The organism is Amnibacterium sp. CER49 (assembly GCF_029846255.1).
Classification (GTDB): domain Bacteria; phylum Actinomycetota; class Actinomycetes; order Actinomycetales; family Microbacteriaceae; genus Amnibacterium.
This window is the reverse complement of the sequence record NZ_JARVWQ010000002.1, coordinates 423,520-438,653: the sequence shown is the minus strand read 5'-3', so window position 1 is coordinate 438,653 and position 15,134 is coordinate 423,520. Positions and strand designations below refer to the sequence as shown.

The 15,134-nt window shown below is 72.6% G+C and carries 16 protein-coding genes; 11 read left to right on the top strand and 5 right to left on the bottom strand.

Going from position 1 to position 15,134, the window contains the following annotated elements; all coding sequences use genetic code 11:
- Positions 1–2: 2 nt before the first annotated feature.
- The 10 genes from QDR37_RS12025 to QDR37_RS11980 all read left to right on the top strand — a co-directional run bounded on the left by QDR37_RS12025 (position 3) and on the right by QDR37_RS11980 (position 8,686).
- Complete coding sequence (locus QDR37_RS12025) at positions 3–1,022, top strand: D-ribose ABC transporter substrate-binding protein (RefSeq protein WP_279714012.1); 1,020 nt, start codon at positions 3–5, stop codon at positions 1,020–1,022.
- Between the two features lie 59 nt (positions 1,023–1,081).
- Complete coding sequence (locus QDR37_RS12020; protein WP_279714011.1) at positions 1,082–2,815, top strand: dihydroxyacetone kinase family protein; 1,734 nt, start codon at positions 1,082–1,084, stop codon at positions 2,813–2,815.
- Positions 2,812–3,282: a ribose-5-phosphate isomerase gene (locus QDR37_RS12015; RefSeq protein WP_279714010.1), complete on the top strand. Its 471-nt coding sequence runs from the start codon at positions 2,812–2,814 to the stop codon at positions 3,280–3,282. The genes QDR37_RS12020 and QDR37_RS12015 overlap by 4 nt, the downstream gene beginning before the upstream one ends.
- A 7-nt stretch (positions 3,283–3,289) precedes the next feature.
- Positions 3,290–4,078, top strand: a complete 789-nt coding sequence (locus QDR37_RS12010; protein WP_279714009.1) for a triose-phosphate isomerase — start codon at positions 3,290–3,292, stop codon at positions 4,076–4,078.
- The gene (locus QDR37_RS12005; RefSeq protein WP_279714008.1) at positions 4,075–4,947 is read left to right on the top strand and encodes a DeoR/GlpR family DNA-binding transcription regulator; all 873 of its coding nucleotides are present in this window, start codon (positions 4,075–4,077) and stop codon (positions 4,945–4,947) included. The genes QDR37_RS12010 and QDR37_RS12005 overlap by 4 nt, the downstream gene beginning before the upstream one ends.
- Positions 4,944–5,969 (top strand): NAD(P)-dependent alcohol dehydrogenase, encoded by a 1,026-nt coding sequence (locus QDR37_RS12000; protein WP_279714007.1) that lies wholly within the window; start codon positions 4,944–4,946, stop codon positions 5,967–5,969. The genes QDR37_RS12005 and QDR37_RS12000 overlap by 4 nt, the downstream gene beginning before the upstream one ends.
- 80 nt (positions 5,970–6,049) lie before the next feature.
- The gene (gene dhaK / locus QDR37_RS11995; RefSeq protein ID WP_279714006.1) at positions 6,050–7,051 is read left to right on the top strand and encodes a dihydroxyacetone kinase subunit DhaK; all 1,002 of its coding nucleotides are present in this window, start codon (positions 6,050–6,052) and stop codon (positions 7,049–7,051) included.
- A gap of 13 nt (positions 7,052–7,064) precedes the next feature.
- A complete protein-coding gene (gene dhaL, locus QDR37_RS11990; RefSeq protein WP_279714005.1) occupies positions 7,065–7,703 on the top strand; it encodes a dihydroxyacetone kinase subunit DhaL in 639 nt (212 codons plus the stop codon).
- A gap of 1 nt (position 7,704) precedes the next feature.
- The gene (gene dhaM / locus QDR37_RS11985) at positions 7,705–8,382 is read left to right on the top strand and encodes a dihydroxyacetone kinase phosphoryl donor subunit DhaM (protein WP_279714004.1); all 678 of its coding nucleotides are present in this window, start codon (positions 7,705–7,707) and stop codon (positions 8,380–8,382) included.
- A gap of 127 nt (positions 8,383–8,509) precedes the next feature.
- Positions 8,510–8,686, top strand: a complete 177-nt coding sequence (locus tag QDR37_RS11980; protein ID WP_279714003.1) for a hypothetical protein — start codon at positions 8,510–8,512, stop codon at positions 8,684–8,686.
- A gap of 93 nt (positions 8,687–8,779) precedes the next feature.
- Here QDR37_RS11980 and QDR37_RS11975 read toward each other — a convergent pair whose 3' ends face one another.
- The 5 genes from QDR37_RS11975 to QDR37_RS11955 all read right to left on the bottom strand — a co-directional run bounded on the left by QDR37_RS11975 (position 8,780) and on the right by QDR37_RS11955 (position 13,902).
- Positions 8,780–10,057: a YihY/virulence factor BrkB family protein gene (locus QDR37_RS11975; protein ID WP_347882108.1), complete on the bottom strand. Its 1,278-nt coding sequence runs from the start codon at positions 10,055–10,057 to the stop codon at positions 8,780–8,782.
- 1 nt (position 10,058) lies between these two features.
- Positions 10,059–10,634: a hypothetical protein gene (locus QDR37_RS11970; RefSeq protein ID WP_279714002.1), complete on the bottom strand. Its 576-nt coding sequence runs from the start codon at positions 10,632–10,634 to the stop codon at positions 10,059–10,061.
- Between the two features lie 111 nt (positions 10,635–10,745).
- Complete coding sequence (locus tag QDR37_RS11965) at positions 10,746–11,645, bottom strand: carbohydrate ABC transporter permease (protein WP_279714001.1); 900 nt, start codon at positions 11,643–11,645, stop codon at positions 10,746–10,748.
- Positions 11,642–12,595: a sugar ABC transporter permease gene (locus QDR37_RS11960; RefSeq protein ID WP_279714000.1), complete on the bottom strand. Its 954-nt coding sequence runs from the start codon at positions 12,593–12,595 to the stop codon at positions 11,642–11,644. The genes QDR37_RS11965 and QDR37_RS11960 overlap by 4 nt, the downstream gene beginning before the upstream one ends.
- The gene (locus QDR37_RS11955; RefSeq protein WP_279713999.1) at positions 12,592–13,902 is read right to left on the bottom strand and encodes a sugar ABC transporter substrate-binding protein; all 1,311 of its coding nucleotides are present in this window, start codon (positions 13,900–13,902) and stop codon (positions 12,592–12,594) included. The genes QDR37_RS11960 and QDR37_RS11955 overlap by 4 nt, the downstream gene beginning before the upstream one ends.
- Positions 13,903–14,059: 157 nt before the next feature.
- Between QDR37_RS11955 and QDR37_RS11950 the strand changes: the two genes are divergently transcribed.
- A complete protein-coding gene (locus QDR37_RS11950) occupies positions 14,060–15,127 on the top strand; it encodes a spore photoproduct lyase family protein (RefSeq protein ID WP_279713998.1) in 1,068 nt (355 codons plus the stop codon).
- Positions 15,128–15,134 lie beyond the last annotated feature (7 nt).

Genomic DNA, 15,134 nt, shown 5'->3' with positions numbered 1-15,134 from the left:
GCATGTCCCGCAAAGCAGGCGCGGCTCTCGCGCTCGGCATCGGTCTCACCGTCGCGCTCGCCGGGTGCGCATCCGGCGGCTCCGGCTCGTCCGGCGGCTCCAGCAAGAGCAGCTCGAGCTCGAGCTCGTCCGGCGGCTCCGGCAAGAAGGGCGGCCTGATCTCGATCATCGTGAACGACCCGGCCAACCCGTACTGGCTCACCGAGGGCAACGTGGCCTCGGACGAGGCGAAGAAGCTCGGCTACACGGCGAAGGTCACGGCGAGCAAGGGCGACGTGAACGCGGAGAGCCAGCAGGTCGACACCGCGATCTCGAGCCACGCCGTGGCGCTGATCCTCGACCCCGCGAACGCGAGCGGCTCGATCGGCAACGTGAAGAAGGCGAACGCGGCGGGCATCCCGGTGATCCTCGTGAACGCCGAGATCAACCAGACCGGCATCGCGAAGGCGCAGCTCGTGTCGAACAACGCCCAGGGTGCCGCGATCGGCGCGCAGCAGTTCGTGAAGGCCGTCGGGCAGAAGGCCGACTACGTCGAGCTGTACGGCAACCCGGCCGACAACAACGCGGCCACCCGCTCGAACGGCTACAAGACCGTGATCTCGCAGTACCCGGGCTACAAGAAGGTCGCGCAGCAGGTCGCGAACTGGGACCGCACCCAGGGCCACGACAAGATGCAGTCGATCCTCCAGGCGCACCCGAAGATCGACGCGGTCATCGCCGGCAACGACGAGATGGCGCTCGGCGCGATCGCGGCGCTCAAGGAGGCCGGGAAGATCAAGAACGTGAAGGTCGGCGGCTTCGACGGCTCGCCCGACGCGGTCGACGCGATCAAGGCCGGCACCCTGCAGTACACCGTGCTGCAGCCGGTCGCGACCTTCGCGAAGAAGGCCGTCGACGAGGCCGACAGCTTCATCCGCACCGGCAAGACCGGAGCGAACCAGGAGAAGCAGGCGTTCAACTGCATCCTGATCACGAAGGACAACGTGAGCAAGATGACGGGACCCTTCACCATCAGCCAGTAGCAGGACGCGGGGGCGGCACCGCCGCCCCCGCTCCACCGCTCGAGGAGGACGGACCACACGTGAGCTACCTGCGCAACGACCCGACACGCTTCACCGACGAGCTGACGGCCGGCTTCGTCCGGGCGAACGGCGACCTCGTGCGCCGCGTCGAGGGTGGCGTGGCCCGACGCACCCGCACGCCCGAGACCCAGGTGGCCGTCGTCATCGGCGGCGGCTCCGGGCACTACCCGGCGTTCGCCGGCCTCGTCGGGCCGGGCCTCGCGCACGGCGCCGCGATGGGCAACGTGTTCGCCTCGCCGTCGGCGCATCAGGTCTACTCGGTCGCGAAGGCCGTCGCGACACCCGCCGGCGTGCTGCTGTCGTACGGCAACTACGCGGGCGACGTGCTGAACTTCGACCAGGCGCAGGAGCGGCTGAACGCCGAGGGCATCCCGTGCCGCACGGTGCGCGTCACCGACGACGTGTTCAGCGCGGGGGAGGACGAGCGCGAGAAGCGCCGCGGCATCGCCGGGGATCTCGTCGTGTTCCGCGTCGCCGCCTGGGCCGCCGAGCAGGGCCGCTCTCTCGAGGAGGTCGAGGCGCTCGCCGCGCGGGCCAACGACCGCACCGTCTCGCTCGGCGTCGCCTTCTCCGGCTGCACGCTGCCCGGCGCCGAGGAGCCGCTCTTCACCGTGCCGGCGGGCCGCATGGCGGTGGGCATGGGCATCCACGGGGAGCCCGGCATCGACGAGGTCGACCTGCCCACCGCCGAGGAGCTCGCGCACCTCTTCGTCGACCGGCTGCTCGCCGAGCGCCCCGACGGCGCCGACCGCGTCGCCGTGATCCTGAACGGCCTCGGGTCGGTGAAGACCGAGGAGCTCTTCGTCGCCTACACGACGATCGCCGACCTGCTCGAGGGAGCGGGCCTCACGATCGTCGAACCCGAGGTCGGCGAGTACGCGACGAGCTTCGAGATGGCGGGCGCGTCGCTCACCCTCACCTGGCTCGACGAGGAGCTCGAGCAGGCGTGGCGCTCGCCCGCCTACACCCCGGCCTACCGCAAGGGTGCCGGCGGCCTCGACCTCGCCGCGGGCGAGCAGGTCGACGAGGAGGCGGCGGCCGAGGAGGCCGCGGCGGAGGAGATCCCGCCCGCCTCCGACGACTCGAGGCGCGCGGTCGGCCGGGTCGTGCGGGCGATCACCGCGATCCGCGAGACCATCGACCGCGAGGCGGACGCCCTCGGGCGCCTCGACGCGGTCGCCGGCGACGGCGACCACGGCATCGGCATGCAGCGCGGCGCGACCGCCGCGGACGCGGCCGCCCGGGACGCGGCCGACCGTGGCGCCGGCGCGGGCACCACCCTCGCGCTCGCGGGCGACGCGTGGGCCGACAAGGCCGGCGGCACCTCGGGCGCCCTCTGGGGGGCGGCCCTCCGCGCCCTCGGCACGAGCCTCGGCGACGACGCGGCGCCGAGCGCCGAGCGGGTGGCCGAGGCGGTCGCCGCGGCGCGCGACGCCGTGACCCGGTTCGGCAAGGCCGAGGTCGGCGACAAGACCCTCGTCGACGCGCTCGTGCCCTTCACCGACTCGCTCGCCGCGCACGTCGGGAACGGCGAGGCGCTCGCCGTCGCGTGGCGGGCCGCCGCCGCCGACGCGACCGCAGCCGCGGAGGCGACCGCGGACCTGCTGCCGCGGCTCGGACGCGCCCGTCCGCATGTGGAGAAGAGCCGCGGCACTCCCGACCCGGGCGCCGTGTCGCTGGCTCAAACCCTGACCGCTGTGACGGCGGTCCTTGCCGAAGGAGGAGACGAATGACGAGGAAGTGGCGCGTGGTGGTCGGCTCGGACGACGCCGGGTTCGACTACAAGGAGGCCATCAAGAAGGACTTCGAGGGCAACCCCGACGTCGAGCTCGTGGCCGACGTGGGCGTGGACGCGCAGAGCCACACCCCCTACCCCTCGATCGCGATCGCGGCCGCCGAGAGGGTCGCCGCCGGCGATGCCGACCGTGCCCTGCTCGTGTGCGGCACCGGGCTCGGTGTCGCGATCTCGGCGAACAAGGTGCCGGGCATCCGTGCGGTCACGGCCCACGACAGCTACTCGGTCGAGCGCAGCGTGCTCAGCAACAACGCTCAGGTGCTCACCATGGGGCAGCGCGTCATCGGGCTCGAGCTCGCCCGGCGGCTCGCCCGCGAGTGGCTGCAGTACGAGTTCGACGAGGGGAGCGCCTCGGCCGAGAAGGTCGCCGTGCTCACCGAGTACGAGCAGCGCTCGGACGCCTGAGCCGCCCGTGACCGATCGCACCGGGCCGGGGCTGCCCCGGCCCCTGATCGGGGTCAGCCTGAAGCTGTACCTCGACCCGGCGCGCAGCGTCGCCTGGGCGCGGCGCATCGGCGAGATCGTCCGCGACCACGAGGCGACCGCGAGCGGCACGGCGGGGGTCTTCGTCCTGCCCTCGCTGCCCGCCCTCGCCGGCGTGCTCGAGGCGACTGCGGGCACGCCGGTGCGCGTCGGCGCGCAGGACCTCTTCTGGGAGGACCGCGGCGCCTACACGGGCGCCGTCAGCGGCGCCGACCTCCGCGCCGTCGGGTGCGAGCTCGTCGAGATCGGGCACGCCGAGCGGCGGCGGTTCTTCGGCGAGACCGACGACACGATCCGCCGCAAGCTCGCCGCTGCGCTCCGCAACGACCTCGTCCCCGTGCTCTGCGCGGGGGAGCGGACCCGGCAGCACGCGACCGGCGCGATCGCGGACGTGACCGCCCAGCTCGCCGCGGCGCTCGACGGGCTGCCGGACGCGCCCGAGGGCGCCGGGCTCCTCATCGCCTACGAGCCCGAGTGGGCCATCGGGGCCGACTCGTCGGCCGCGCCCGAGCACGTCGCGGAGGTGACGAGCGGCATCCGCGCGTTCCTCGCGACCCGGCCGCACCTGCCGCCGACGTCCGTGATCTACGGCGGCAGCGCGGGCCCCGGCCTGCTCGGCCGGCTCGACGGGGCGGTGGACGGCCTGTTCCTCGGCCGCTTCGCGCACGACCCCGAGGCGGTCGCCGCCGTGCTCGACGAGGCGATGGCGCTGCGATGAGCGCGACGGACCTCGAGGGCGCGGGGGAGGAGCAGGGCCAGGGGCCCGCCGCCGAGACGCGGCAGGGTCGGCAGCAGGCGCGGCAGCGCGCGATCACCGAGGCGGTGATGGCGGCCGGCACGATCCGCATCGAGCAGCTCGCCGACCGCTTCGACATCAGCGTCATGACCGTGCACCGCGACCTCGACGAGCTCGAGGCGCGCGGGCTGCTGCGCAAGAGCCGCGGCATCGCCACCGCCACCTCGTCGCTGCTCGTCGAGTCGAGCGACGTCTACCGCGCCGCCCGGCAGCGGCGGGAGAAGGAGGCGCTCGCCGCCGCGGCGATGGAGCACCTCGAGCCGGGGCAGGCGGTGCTGCTCGACGATTCGACGACCGTCCAGCACATGGCGCGGCACCTGTCGGCGAAGGCGCCGCTCACCGTCATCACGAACGCCCTGCCGCTGCTGAACGAGCTGCGCGTCGCCCGCGGGGTGACCCTGCTCGGGCTCGGTGGGACCTACTACAACTGGTGCAGCGCCTTCATGGGGTCGATGACGACCCGCATGATCGCATCGCTCCGCGCCGACGTCCTCGTCATGTCGACGGCCGCCATCACCGACGACGTCGTGTTCCACCAGGCGCTCGAGACCGTCGACGTGAAGCGGGCGATGCTCGAGGCGGCGGGCAAGCGCATCCTGCTCGCCGACCACACGAAGTTCGAGCGGCGGGCGCTCCACGCGCTCGTGCCGCTCACCGAGTTCGACGTCGTCGTCGTCGACGAGGCGACCCCGGAGCCCACCGTGGACCGGCTGCGCCGTTCGGGCGTCGAGGTCGTCGTGGCGGGCCAGCCGGGCGGCGAGCCGCAGATCGAGGAGGAGGACGAGGGATGACCGACGGGGTTCCGACGACCATGCGGGCGAGCGTGCTGCACGGCGCGCAGCATCTGGAGCTCGAGGAGCGGCCCGTGCCGGCGCTCGAGCCCGACCAGGTGCTCGTCAGGATCACCGCGGTCGGGGTCTGCGGGTCCGACGTGCACTTCTGGCACGAGGGCGCGCTCGGCGAGTGGACCGTCACGGAGCCGCTCGTGCTCGGGCACGAGTCGGGCGGCGTGATCGTCGCCGTCGGCCGCGACGTGCCGGGGGAGCGCATCGGCGAGCGCGTCTCGATCGAGCCGCAGCGGCCGGAGCCGCTCTCCGCGGAGACGCTCGCGGGGCACTACAACCTCGATCCGGCCATGCGCTTCTACGCCGTCCCCGGCACCGACGGCGCGTTCGCCGAGTACGCCGCGATCCAGTCGCACTTCGCCTGGGCCGTGCCGGACTCGATGAGCGACGAGGCCGCCGCGCTGCTCGAGCCGCTCTCCGTGGCGGTGGCGACCATCCGGAAGGCGGGCATCACGGTCGGGTCGCGCCTGCTCATCGCGGGTGCCGGCCCCATCGGCGTCGCGGTCGCGCAGGTGGCCCGCGCCTACGGCGCCGCTGAGGTGCTCGTCTCCGACGTCGACGAGGCCCGGCGCGAGCAGGCGCTCACCTTCGGCGCCACCCGTGCCCTCGCCCCCGGGGAGGTCACGGACGACCTCGCCGTCGACGCCTTCGTCGACGCGTCGGGCGCGGCGCCGGCGGTCGCGGCGGGCGTCCGCGCCGTGCGTCCCGCGGGCAGCGTCGTGCTCGTCGGCATGGGGGCGCCCGAGATGCCGCTGCCGGTCGCCGTGATCCAGAACCGCGAGCTCGTCGTCACCGGGATCTTCCGCTACGTGAACACCTGGCCGACGGCGATCGGCCTCGTCGAGTCCGGCGCGGTCGACCTCGACCGCATGGTCACGGGCCACTTCGGGCTCGCGGAGGTCGAGGACGCGCTCGCCTCGACCCGGCGCCCCGGCACCTTGAAGAGCGTGGTGCACCCGCAGCGCTGAGGGGCCGCCTCCCCGTTCCGCCCCGCTGCGCTCGCTCCGCCTGGCTCGCTAGGGTGCGGACGGGGAAGGAGGCGTCGACGATGAAGAAGCTGCTGCGTGATCCCCGGACGCTCGTGCGGGACGGGCTCGACGGCCTCGCGGCCACCCACCCGGGCCTCCTGCGCGTCGAGGCGGGCCCCGAGCTCGTCGTGCGGGCCGATGCGCCGGTGCGCGGGAAGGTCGGGCTCGTCTCCGGAGGCGGCAGCGGCCACGAGCCGCTGCACACCGGCTTCGTCGGCTTCGGCATGCTCGACGCCGCCGTGCCGGGACCGGTCTTCACCTCGCCGACGCCCGATCCGATCCTCGAGGCGACGCGCTCGGTGTCCGGCGGCGCCGGGGTGCTGCACATCGTGAAGAACTACACCGGCGACGTGCTGAACTTCGAGGTCGCCGCCGACCTCGCCCGGGCCGAGGGCATCGACGTCGAGACGGTGCTCGTCGACGACGACGTCGCCGTGCAGGACTCGACGCACACCGCCGGGCGCCGCGGCGTGGCCGGCACGGTGCTCGTCGAGAAGATCGCCGGCGCGGCCGCCGAGCGTGGGGACGACCTCGAGACCGTCGCCGCGATCGCACGGGGAATCGTCGCCGACGTGCGCTCGATGGGCGTCGCGCTCGCGGCTCCCGTCGTGCCGCACTCCGGGCTGCCGAGCTTCGATCTCGCCGACGACGAGATCGAGATCGGCATCGGCATCCACGGCGAGCCCGGGCGCGAGCGGATCCCGTGGGAGCCCGTCGACGGCATCGTCGCGCGCCTGCTGCAGCCGATCGTCGACGACCTGCCCTTCACGTCGCTCGACGACGTGCTCCTGCTCGTGAACGGCATGGGCGGCACGCCGCTGCTCGAGCTGTCGGTCGTCCTCGACGCGGCGAACCAGTGGTTGTCGGACCGCAGCATCCACGTCGCGCGGACCCTCGTGGGCAGCTATGCGACGAGCCTCGACATGCAGGGGTGCTCGATCACCCTCCTGCGCCTGACGGACGAGAGGAAGGCCCTGTGGGACGCCCCGGTCGAGACCGCGGCGCTCCGCTGGGGCCGTTGAGAGGAGCCGGGCCATGGCGGGTCTGACGGCGGACTGGGCGCGCGACTGGGTGCGCCTCGCGGCGGCGTCGGTGGCCGAGCACCGCGCCGAGCTCGGCGCGCTCGACCGCGACATCGGCGACGGCGACCACGGGGAGAACCTCGACCGCGGCTTCACCGCCGCGCTCGCGAAGGTGCAGGACGGGGCAGCGGGCACCCCCGGCGCCGTCCTCCGGCTCGTCGCGACCACGCTGATCTCGACTGTCGGCGGCGCCGCGGGTCCGCTGTACGGCACCGCGTTCCTCAAGGCGGCCGAGGCGGCCGGCGATGCGGACACGCTCGACGGTCCCGCGGTCGCGGCGCTGCTCGCCGCCGCGCGCGACGGGATCGTGCTCCGGGGCCGGGCCGAGCCGGGCGACAAGACGATGGTCGACGCGTGGTCGCCGGCGGTCGACGCGGCGGCGGCGGCGGCGGCCGGCGGCGCCGAGCCCGCGGAGGTGCTGCGGGAGGCGGCCCGCGCCGCGGGGGAGGGCGCCGCTGCCACCGAGCCGCTCGTGGCCCGCAAGGGACGCGCGAGCTACCTCGGCGAACGCGCCGTCGGGCATCGCGATCCGGGAGCCGCTTCGAGCGCGCTGCTGCTCGCCGCCGCGGCCGAGGCCGCCGGGAGCCGCTGACGTGGGCGTCGGGCTCGTCTTCGTGTCGCACAGCGCCGCGATCGCCGACGGGCTCGTCGAGCTCGCCCGCCAGATGGCGCCGGACGCCGCCCTCGCCGCCGCCGGTGGCACCGAGGAGGGCCGCATCGGCACGAGCTACGAGCGCATCGAGGCGGCGGTCCGCCAGGTCGACTCGGGCGACGGCGTCGTCGTGCTCGGCGACCTCGGCTCGGCGATCATGACCGCCGAGGCGGTCGCCGACCTCATCGATCCGCCCGTCGTCGCGCTGCGCGTGGTCGACGGGCCGCTCGTCGAGGGCGGCGTCGCGGCCGCGGTGGCGGCGCAGGCCGGGGCCGATGTCGATGCGGTCGCTCGTGCCGCCGCCCGCGGCACGGATCCGGAGGAGCCGAACCTCGCGGGTCCGGGGAGCGGGGCGCCCGACGACAGCGCGGAGGCCGTCGCCGAGCTCGCCGATCCCGACGGCCTCCACGCCCGCCCCGCCGCCGAGCTCGTGCGGCTCGCCGCCACCTTCGACGCCGCGGTGCGGGTGAACGGCGTCGACGCCCGGAGCCTGCTCGCGATCCTCGGGCTGGGGCTGCGGCAGGGCGCGGAGGTGCGCATCACCGCGCGGGGGAGCGATGCCGCCACCGCCGTCGACGCGGTGCAGACCCTGCTCTCGACGGGCCGTCCGGAGGTCTGAACCGGTCGCCTCCCGGTCGCACGGCCGGACCGCCGTGGGCGGGAGCGCCCCGGACCGTCCGCGTGGACCGAGCGGCGCGCCGACCCCGTTACCGGATCGAGCCCCGCCCGGATGTCACGATTCGGACATGCTCTTCACGCTCGTCTGGGTCCTGGCCGGTGTCACCGCCTGGTGCGTGGCGTCGCTGGCGCTCGCGCTGCTCGTGGGCCCGCTCGTGCGTGGCGCGGCGGAGCGCCGCGACAGGAACGAGGCGGCGCGGCCGAGCCCCGCGATGCTCGCCCCGGCGATGCAGCTGCAGCGCTGATCGCTGCTGCGCACCACCGCGGCGAGCCCGCGACTCACCCCATACCGCTCGCGGTGAGACCGCGGACGCGGCACATTCCCGAGCGAGTATGAACTAGTCCTCGCGGCCGTCCGTCTTCTGCAGCCGCCGCGCCTGGTCGACGAGCTTCTTCTGCTTGGCGGCCTTCTTGTCGGCACCGCGCTCGTCGCGCATCGGCAGCTGGATCTGCTGCGCGGCCGGCATGCCCGCCTGCAGCTCCCGCCCGCGCTCGATCTCGGCGTCGAACTCGGCGCCGAAGAGCAGCGCGAGGTTCGTGATCCAGAGCCAGAGCAGGAAGATCACGACGCCGGCGATGGGCCCGTACGACTTCGCGTAGCTGCCGCCACCCGAGAAGGACAGGTACAACCCGAACGCGACGGTCGCGAGCGCCCAGACGAGCAGGGCGATGACCGAGCCCATGCTCGTCCACTTGAACTTCGGCTGCCGGATGTTCGGCGAGAAGTAGTAGAGGATCGCGACGCAGGCGACGGCGATGAGCACGAGCACCGGCCACTTGACGATCGAGAACACGAGGAAGGCCGGGCCGCCGATGCCGATGCGCCCGGCGATGTGCTCGACGACCGGCCCGGTCGAGACGAGGATCAGCGCACCGAGCACGACGAGCACGAGGACCGCGAGCGTGACCGCGAGCTGCGTGGGCCGCAGCTTCCAGACGGGGCGGCCCTCGGGGATGCCGTAGATGCGGTTCATCGCCCGCCCGAACGCCCCCACGTAGCCCGATGCGGACCAGATGGCGCCGACGATGCCGACGACGAGGCCGATGCCGGCGCCGGGGGCCTTGCTCGCGTTCGTGAGCAGGCCGTCGATCAGCGTGTAGGTGCTCGGCGAGCCGGCGAGCGCCGGCTTCAGGATCTGGTTCGACAGGCTCGAGATCGTGCTCGGGGAGAGCAGGCCGAGGATCGACACGATCGCGACGATCGCCGGTCCGAGCGCGAGCACCGCGTAGTAGACGAGTGCGGCCGCGATGTCGGTGCACTGGTCGGAGCCGAACTCGGAGAGCGTGCGCTTCAGCGAGTACATCAGCGACGGCTTGTGCATGTCCTCCGGACCCTCGGGCTTGCTCGGGTCGTCGGGCGGGGGAGCGTTCCGTGGTGACATGGTCATCCTCGCCGTCCTCGACGGCGCCTTTCCCTTCGCTTCGCGCAGCCGCTCGTCGTGCCGTCGGTGCGCGGTCTCGCGGCGCCGCTGCTCGGGCGTCTCGGGGATCGCGCCGGTGCGGCGGGCGAGCCCGACCGTCGACGCGACGAGGGCGACGACGCCCGCCGAGACGGCGGAGGCGCCCACCAGGGTGCGCGCCCCGCCCTCGGTGCGCGGCTGCTTCGTGTCGGTCATCTCAGGCGGTGGCGGTCGGCGAGGTCGACTCGTCGGTGCCCTCGGCGGCCGCGTCCTGCGCGCCCTGCACGGTCTCGAGCTGCTCGGACTGCTCCGACTGCTCGGAGAGCAGCCCCTGCTGCTCGAACACCTCGGCGGCCTCCTGCGCGCTCTCCGGCGTCGGGGTGCCGGTCGCGACCGAGGCGGCCGCGCCGGTGCTCGCCGCGGCGCTGCCGCTGCCCTTGCTGCGGGAGCGGGAGCCGCGGCCCGAACCCGAGCCCGAGTCGGTCGAGGACGAGTCGGACGCGGACGAGGAGTCGTCCTCGGTCGACGTGCTCGACGTGCTCGAGGAGCCCTGCGACGTGCTCGCGCCGGCGACGTGCGCGACCGTGCTCGCGACGCCCTCCACGGCGCCCGAGACCTGCGGGGCCTTCTGCTCGGCCAGGTCCTTGGCCTTGCCGAGCACGTTCCGCACCTGCGGGTTCGCGGCCGCGTCCTGGACGCGCTGGCGCAGCGATTCGTAGGCCTGCCGGCCGGCGCGGGATCCGACGACGTAACCCGTGGCCAGTCCGGCGACGAAAGCGAGTCTGCCCTTCATGCGTGCTCCTTCCCCCAGTGGGTACGGAGCCATGCTGCCAGTCGCGCAGCCGGGATCCACCCGGGGCCCAGGTACCTTTCGGGGGATCCTCGGGCTGCGGAGGAACGGAGGTCAGCGGATGCCGGAGCGGGCGACCCCCTGCACGAAGTAGCGCTGGAAGACGAGGAACAGCACGATCATCGGGATCACCGCGACGAGCGACAGTGCCATGACGTCCTCGAACTGCGGGGTGTTCTGCCCCTGCAGGAAGAGCAGTCCGATCGGCAGCGTGAAGAGGTAGTTCTGCTTGAGCGCGATGAGGGGCCACGCGAAGTCGTTCCACGTCGCCATCGCGGTGAGCACGACGAGCACGGCGATGAGCGGTCGGCAGAGCGGCAGCACGATCGACCGGAAGATGCGGAACTGGCCGGCGCCGTCGAGCTTCGCGGCCTCGACGAGCTCGTCGGGGATGCCGAGGATGAACTGCCGCGCGAGGAAGATGCCTGTCGCCGTGGCGGCGGACGGCAGGATCACCGCCCAGTAGGTGCCGTAGAGCCCGAGCTGGGTGATGAGGCGGAACTGGGCGACCATCGTCACCTGCACCGGCAGCACGAGCGTCGAGAGCGCCGCGAAGAACAGGGCGTTCTTGCCGAGGAACCGCAGCTTCGCGAACGCGTAGCCGGCGAGGAGGTTCGCGAAGGTGCTGAGCACGGTGACGAACAGCGTGATGACGACCGAGTTCTGCAGCCAGGTGAGCACGTCGAACCGGGTGAACACGTCGGCGAAGTTGCCGAGGGTGAGCGCGCTCGGCCAGAGCAGGAAGCGGTCCGTGAACAGCTCGTTCCGGGGCGAGAGGGCGACGACCGCCATCCAGTAGATGGGGAACACCATCACGATGCAGACGACCGTCGCGAGCAGGAAGCGGATCACCTGCAGACGGCGGCGCCGTCGGGTGCGGCTGCCTCGGGTGGCCGTGCGGGCGGCGGCGACGCGGGCGGGGCGGCGGGCCCGCGCCTCGGCGGAGGCGCTCATCCGGCGAGGTCCCGCGTGCGGTTCGTGCGCCACTGCACGCCCGTGAAGGCGAGGATCAGCACGAGCAGCACCATGCCGATCGCGGCGGCGTACCCCTGGGCCCGCGTCGTGAAGGCGGTCTGGTACGCGTAGGTCGTGAGCATCTCGGTCGCGTTGCCGGGGCCGCCGCCCGTCAGCACGAACACGATGTCGAAGACCTGGAACGAGTAGATGACGTTCATGATCAGCAGGAAGAACGTCGACGGCCCGAGCAGCGGGAAGGTGATCGACCGGAAGCGCTGCCAGGCGCTCGCGCCCTCGATCTGCGCCGACTCGTGGAGATCGGGCGAGATGCCCTGCAAGCCGGCGAGGTAGATGACCATGTTGAAGCCGGTGCGGCCCCACACGGTCATGAGGATGACCGCCGCCATCGCCGCGGCGCCGTCGCTCTGCCAGGGGACGGGCGGCAGCCCGAGGAAGTTCAGCCCCTTGTCGATGACGCCGGTGTTCTCGTCGAACATGAGCACGCCGATGAGGCCCGATGCGACCCCCGAGACGACCATCGGGATGTAGATGATCGTCCGGAACACGCTCCGCCCGGGCAGCGACGTGTTCAGCAGCACCGCGAGGGCGAGGCCGAGGCCGACGCTGCCGAGCAGGGTGAGGGTCGTGAACACGATCGTGTTGAGCAGCGCCCGCCAGAAGGCGGCGTCCGAGAGGAGCGACGCGTAGTTGCCGAGGCCGAGCCAGGTCGGATCGCCGAAGCCCGAGAAGCGCTGGAAGCTGAGCACGAACGCGGCGAGCAGGGGCCAGAACAGGAAGACCCCGAGCAGCACGAGGTTCGGGGCCGCGAACGAGTAGCCGGCGAGCCACTCGCTCGTCCGCGCACGTCGCGTGCCCGGCCGCGGGCGCGGCGCCTGCTCGGCGGCCCGCAGCCCCGCGGCCGCGGGAGCGGTGGCCGACTCGCTCACGACCGCAGCGCCTTCGTCACCCCGTCCGCGATGTTCGAGAGCGTCTTCGAGGTGCTCTGGCCCTGGCGGAACGCGGCCTCGAGCTCGTTCGTCAGCGTCGTGTTGATGCTCGTGAACTGCGGGATCGAGATCTGCGCGACGTCGTCGGGCGTGATGGTCGTCGCCTGGTCGAGGTAGACCGGCATGACGCCCGACTGGATCTTCCAGCCGAGGTCCTTGCCGACGAGCGACTTGAGCGTCGGCTGCTCGAAGGCGGTCACGCACATGGTGCTCATCGCCTTCTCGCTGACCATGAACTTCAGGAACCTCGCCGCCAGGTCCTTGTTCGGCGAGGCCGCCGAGGCGACGAGGGCGTTGCCGCCGAGGTCGTCGGCGCCGCGCACGTCCTTCGGCAGGTAGGTGACGCCCCACTCGAACTTCGCTCCGGTGAAGCCGGGCAGCAGGAAGGTGCCCGCCGAGACCATCGCGGTGGTGCCGGCGAGCCAGGTGGTGTCCGCGTAGGTGTTCGACTTCGTCGAGTTGTTCTGCGGCACGTACTGCTTCGCGAAGAAGTCGCGGGTGTAGTCGAGCGCCTTCGTGCCCTGCGGCGAGACGATCGCCGGCGACTTCAGGTCGCTGCTGAGGATGCGGCCGCCCGTGCTGAAGAGCCACGTGAGCCAGCGGAAGGCGCCCGCGAGCTGCCAGTTGTCGGCGAACGGGAAGTGCTTCGCGTCCATGTTCTTGCGCAGCTTCTCGAGCACCTGCGTGAACTCGTCGAAGCTCCAGGCGTTCTCGAGGCTGTCGGGCACCGAGGTGATGCCCGCGTCCTTCAGCATCTTCGTGTTGTAGACGAGCGCCGAGGTGTCGGTCTGCTGCGGCACCCCGTAGGGCTTGCCCTGGTACTTCACCGCCTGCCAGAACTGCGGCTGGAACGCGTCGGCCTCCGACGAGCTGAAGTAGGGGGAGAGGTCGAGCAGCACGTTCTTGTCCGAGTAGCCGCCGATCTGCCCGTAGCCGAGGCGGAAGATGTCGGGCGCCTTGCCCGCCTGCAGCTGGGCGTCGAGGTTCGTGAACGCCTGCTCGTAGGGGACGATCGACAGCTTGACGGTGACGCCCTTGTTCGCCGCCTCGAACTCCTTGATGAGCTGCTGGTAGGCCGTCTTCTCCTGGTCGCTGCCCCACGTGGTGAAGGAGAGCGTCTTCGAGCCGGAGCCCCCCTTGCCGCTTCCCTGGTTGCTCTGGCCGGTGAAGCCCGCGCAGCTCGCGAGGAGCGTGGAGAGCGAGACGGCGCCGGCGCCGGCGAGCACGGTGCGACGGGTGGGGTTCATCGGGGTCCTTCCGGATGCGTGAGGGAACTCTCTTAGGCAATCGCTCGATCCGCAAGGATTCGTGCCCGAGGGGGCTCCGGGCAGCGGATGCCCAGGCTTCTACGAGGACGAGGGGGTGGCGGACGGCGCTGTCGGACCCCGCTGGCAGCCTGCTCCGATGCCCGCTCCCGCTCCGCTGCTCGACGTGCGGCGCATCTACGTCGAGGAGGCCGCGGCGTCGCTGCCCCGCGGGCAGCAGATCCTCGGGCGCTGGCCGGACGCCGAGCTGGTGCCGGTCGACAGCCACTGGCGCATCCCCGAGCTGCACGGCGACGAGGCGAACGTGCGGCGGTGGGTGCGCATCAAGACCGAGGCGCTCGTGCTCGGGGTGAAGAAGTCGCTCGCCGCTCGGCCGAACGGCCGATCCGCCGACTTCATCGCCCCGTCGACCGCGAACGGCTGCGCCATGGCCTGCGCGTACTGCTCCGTGCCCCGGCGCAAGGGGTACAGCAACCCGATCACCGCCTTCGCGAACATCGAGCAGATCTCGGGCTACCTGGCCCGGCACGTGCGCCGGCAGGGCGAGAAGCCCGCGCCGAACCAGTGCGATCCGACCGCGTGGGTCTACGACATCGGCGAGAACAGCGACTGCTCGGTCGACGCGATGGTGAGCGACAACGTGCGCGACCTCGTCGACCTGTTCCGCGCGCTGCCGACCGCGAAGGCCTCGTTCGCCACGAAGTGGGTGAACCGCGACCTGCTCGACTGGGATCCGCAGGGGCGCACGCGCATCCGCTTCTCGCTCATGCCCGAGCGCCTGCGGCGCCTCGTCGACATCCGCACGTCCCCGACCCCGCAGCGCATCGCCGCCATCGACGACTTCGTCGCCGCGGGCTACGAGGTGCACCTCAACCTCTCGCCGGTCATCGTCACCGACGGGTGGCTCGACGACTGGGCCGTGCTGCTCGACGAGCTCGACGCCGCGCTGTCGCCGGCGACCAAGGCGCAGCTCGCGGCCGAGGTGATCCTGCTCACCCACAACGCGGCGCTCCACGAGGTGAACCTCGGCTGGCACCCGAAGGCCGAGGAGGTGCTCTGGCGGCCTGACCTGCAGGAGGACAAGCGCAGCGAGAACGGCGCGATCAACGTCCGGTACCGGGCGGGGGAGAAGCGGCGCCACCTCGAGGCCTTCACCGCGCTCGTCGCCGAGCGGCTGCCGTCGTGCCGCATCCGGTACGCCTTCTGACGGGCTG

Excerpts from the sequence above, each read along its gene's own strand:
- QDR37_RS12025 (WP_279714012.1), top strand. The coding sequence starts at position 3 with ATGTCCCGCAAAGCAGGCGCGGCTCTCGCGCTCGGCATCGGTCTCACC.
- QDR37_RS12015 (WP_279714010.1), top strand. The coding sequence starts at position 2,812 with ATGACGAGGAAGTGGCGCGTGGTGGTCGGCTCGGACGACGCCGGGTTC.
- QDR37_RS12005 (WP_279714008.1), top strand. The coding sequence starts at position 4,075 with ATGAGCGCGACGGACCTCGAGGGCGCGGGGGAGGAGCAGGGCCAGGGG.
- QDR37_RS12000 (WP_279714007.1), top strand. The coding sequence starts at position 4,944 with ATGACCGACGGGGTTCCGACGACCATGCGGGCGAGCGTGCTGCACGGC.
- dhaK (WP_279714006.1), top strand. The coding sequence starts at position 6,050 with ATGAAGAAGCTGCTGCGTGATCCCCGGACGCTCGTGCGGGACGGGCTC.
- dhaL (WP_279714005.1), top strand. The coding sequence starts at position 7,065 with ATGGCGGGTCTGACGGCGGACTGGGCGCGCGACTGGGTGCGCCTCGCG.
- QDR37_RS11980 (WP_279714003.1), top strand. The coding sequence starts at position 8,510 with ATGCTCTTCACGCTCGTCTGGGTCCTGGCCGGTGTCACCGCCTGGTGC.
- QDR37_RS11975 (WP_347882108.1), bottom strand. The coding sequence starts at position 10,057 with ATGACCGACACGAAGCAGCCGCGCACCGAGGGCGGGGCGCGCACCCTG.
- QDR37_RS11970 (WP_279714002.1), bottom strand. The coding sequence starts at position 10,634 with ATGAAGGGCAGACTCGCTTTCGTCGCCGGACTGGCCACGGGTTACGTC.
- QDR37_RS11965 (WP_279714001.1), bottom strand. The coding sequence starts at position 11,645 with ATGAGCGCCTCCGCCGAGGCGCGGGCCCGCCGCCCCGCCCGCGTCGCC.
- QDR37_RS11955 (WP_279713999.1), bottom strand. The coding sequence starts at position 13,902 with ATGAACCCCACCCGTCGCACCGTGCTCGCCGGCGCCGGCGCCGTCTCG.
- QDR37_RS11950 (WP_279713998.1), top strand. The coding sequence starts at position 14,060 with ATGCCCGCTCCCGCTCCGCTGCTCGACGTGCGGCGCATCTACGTCGAG.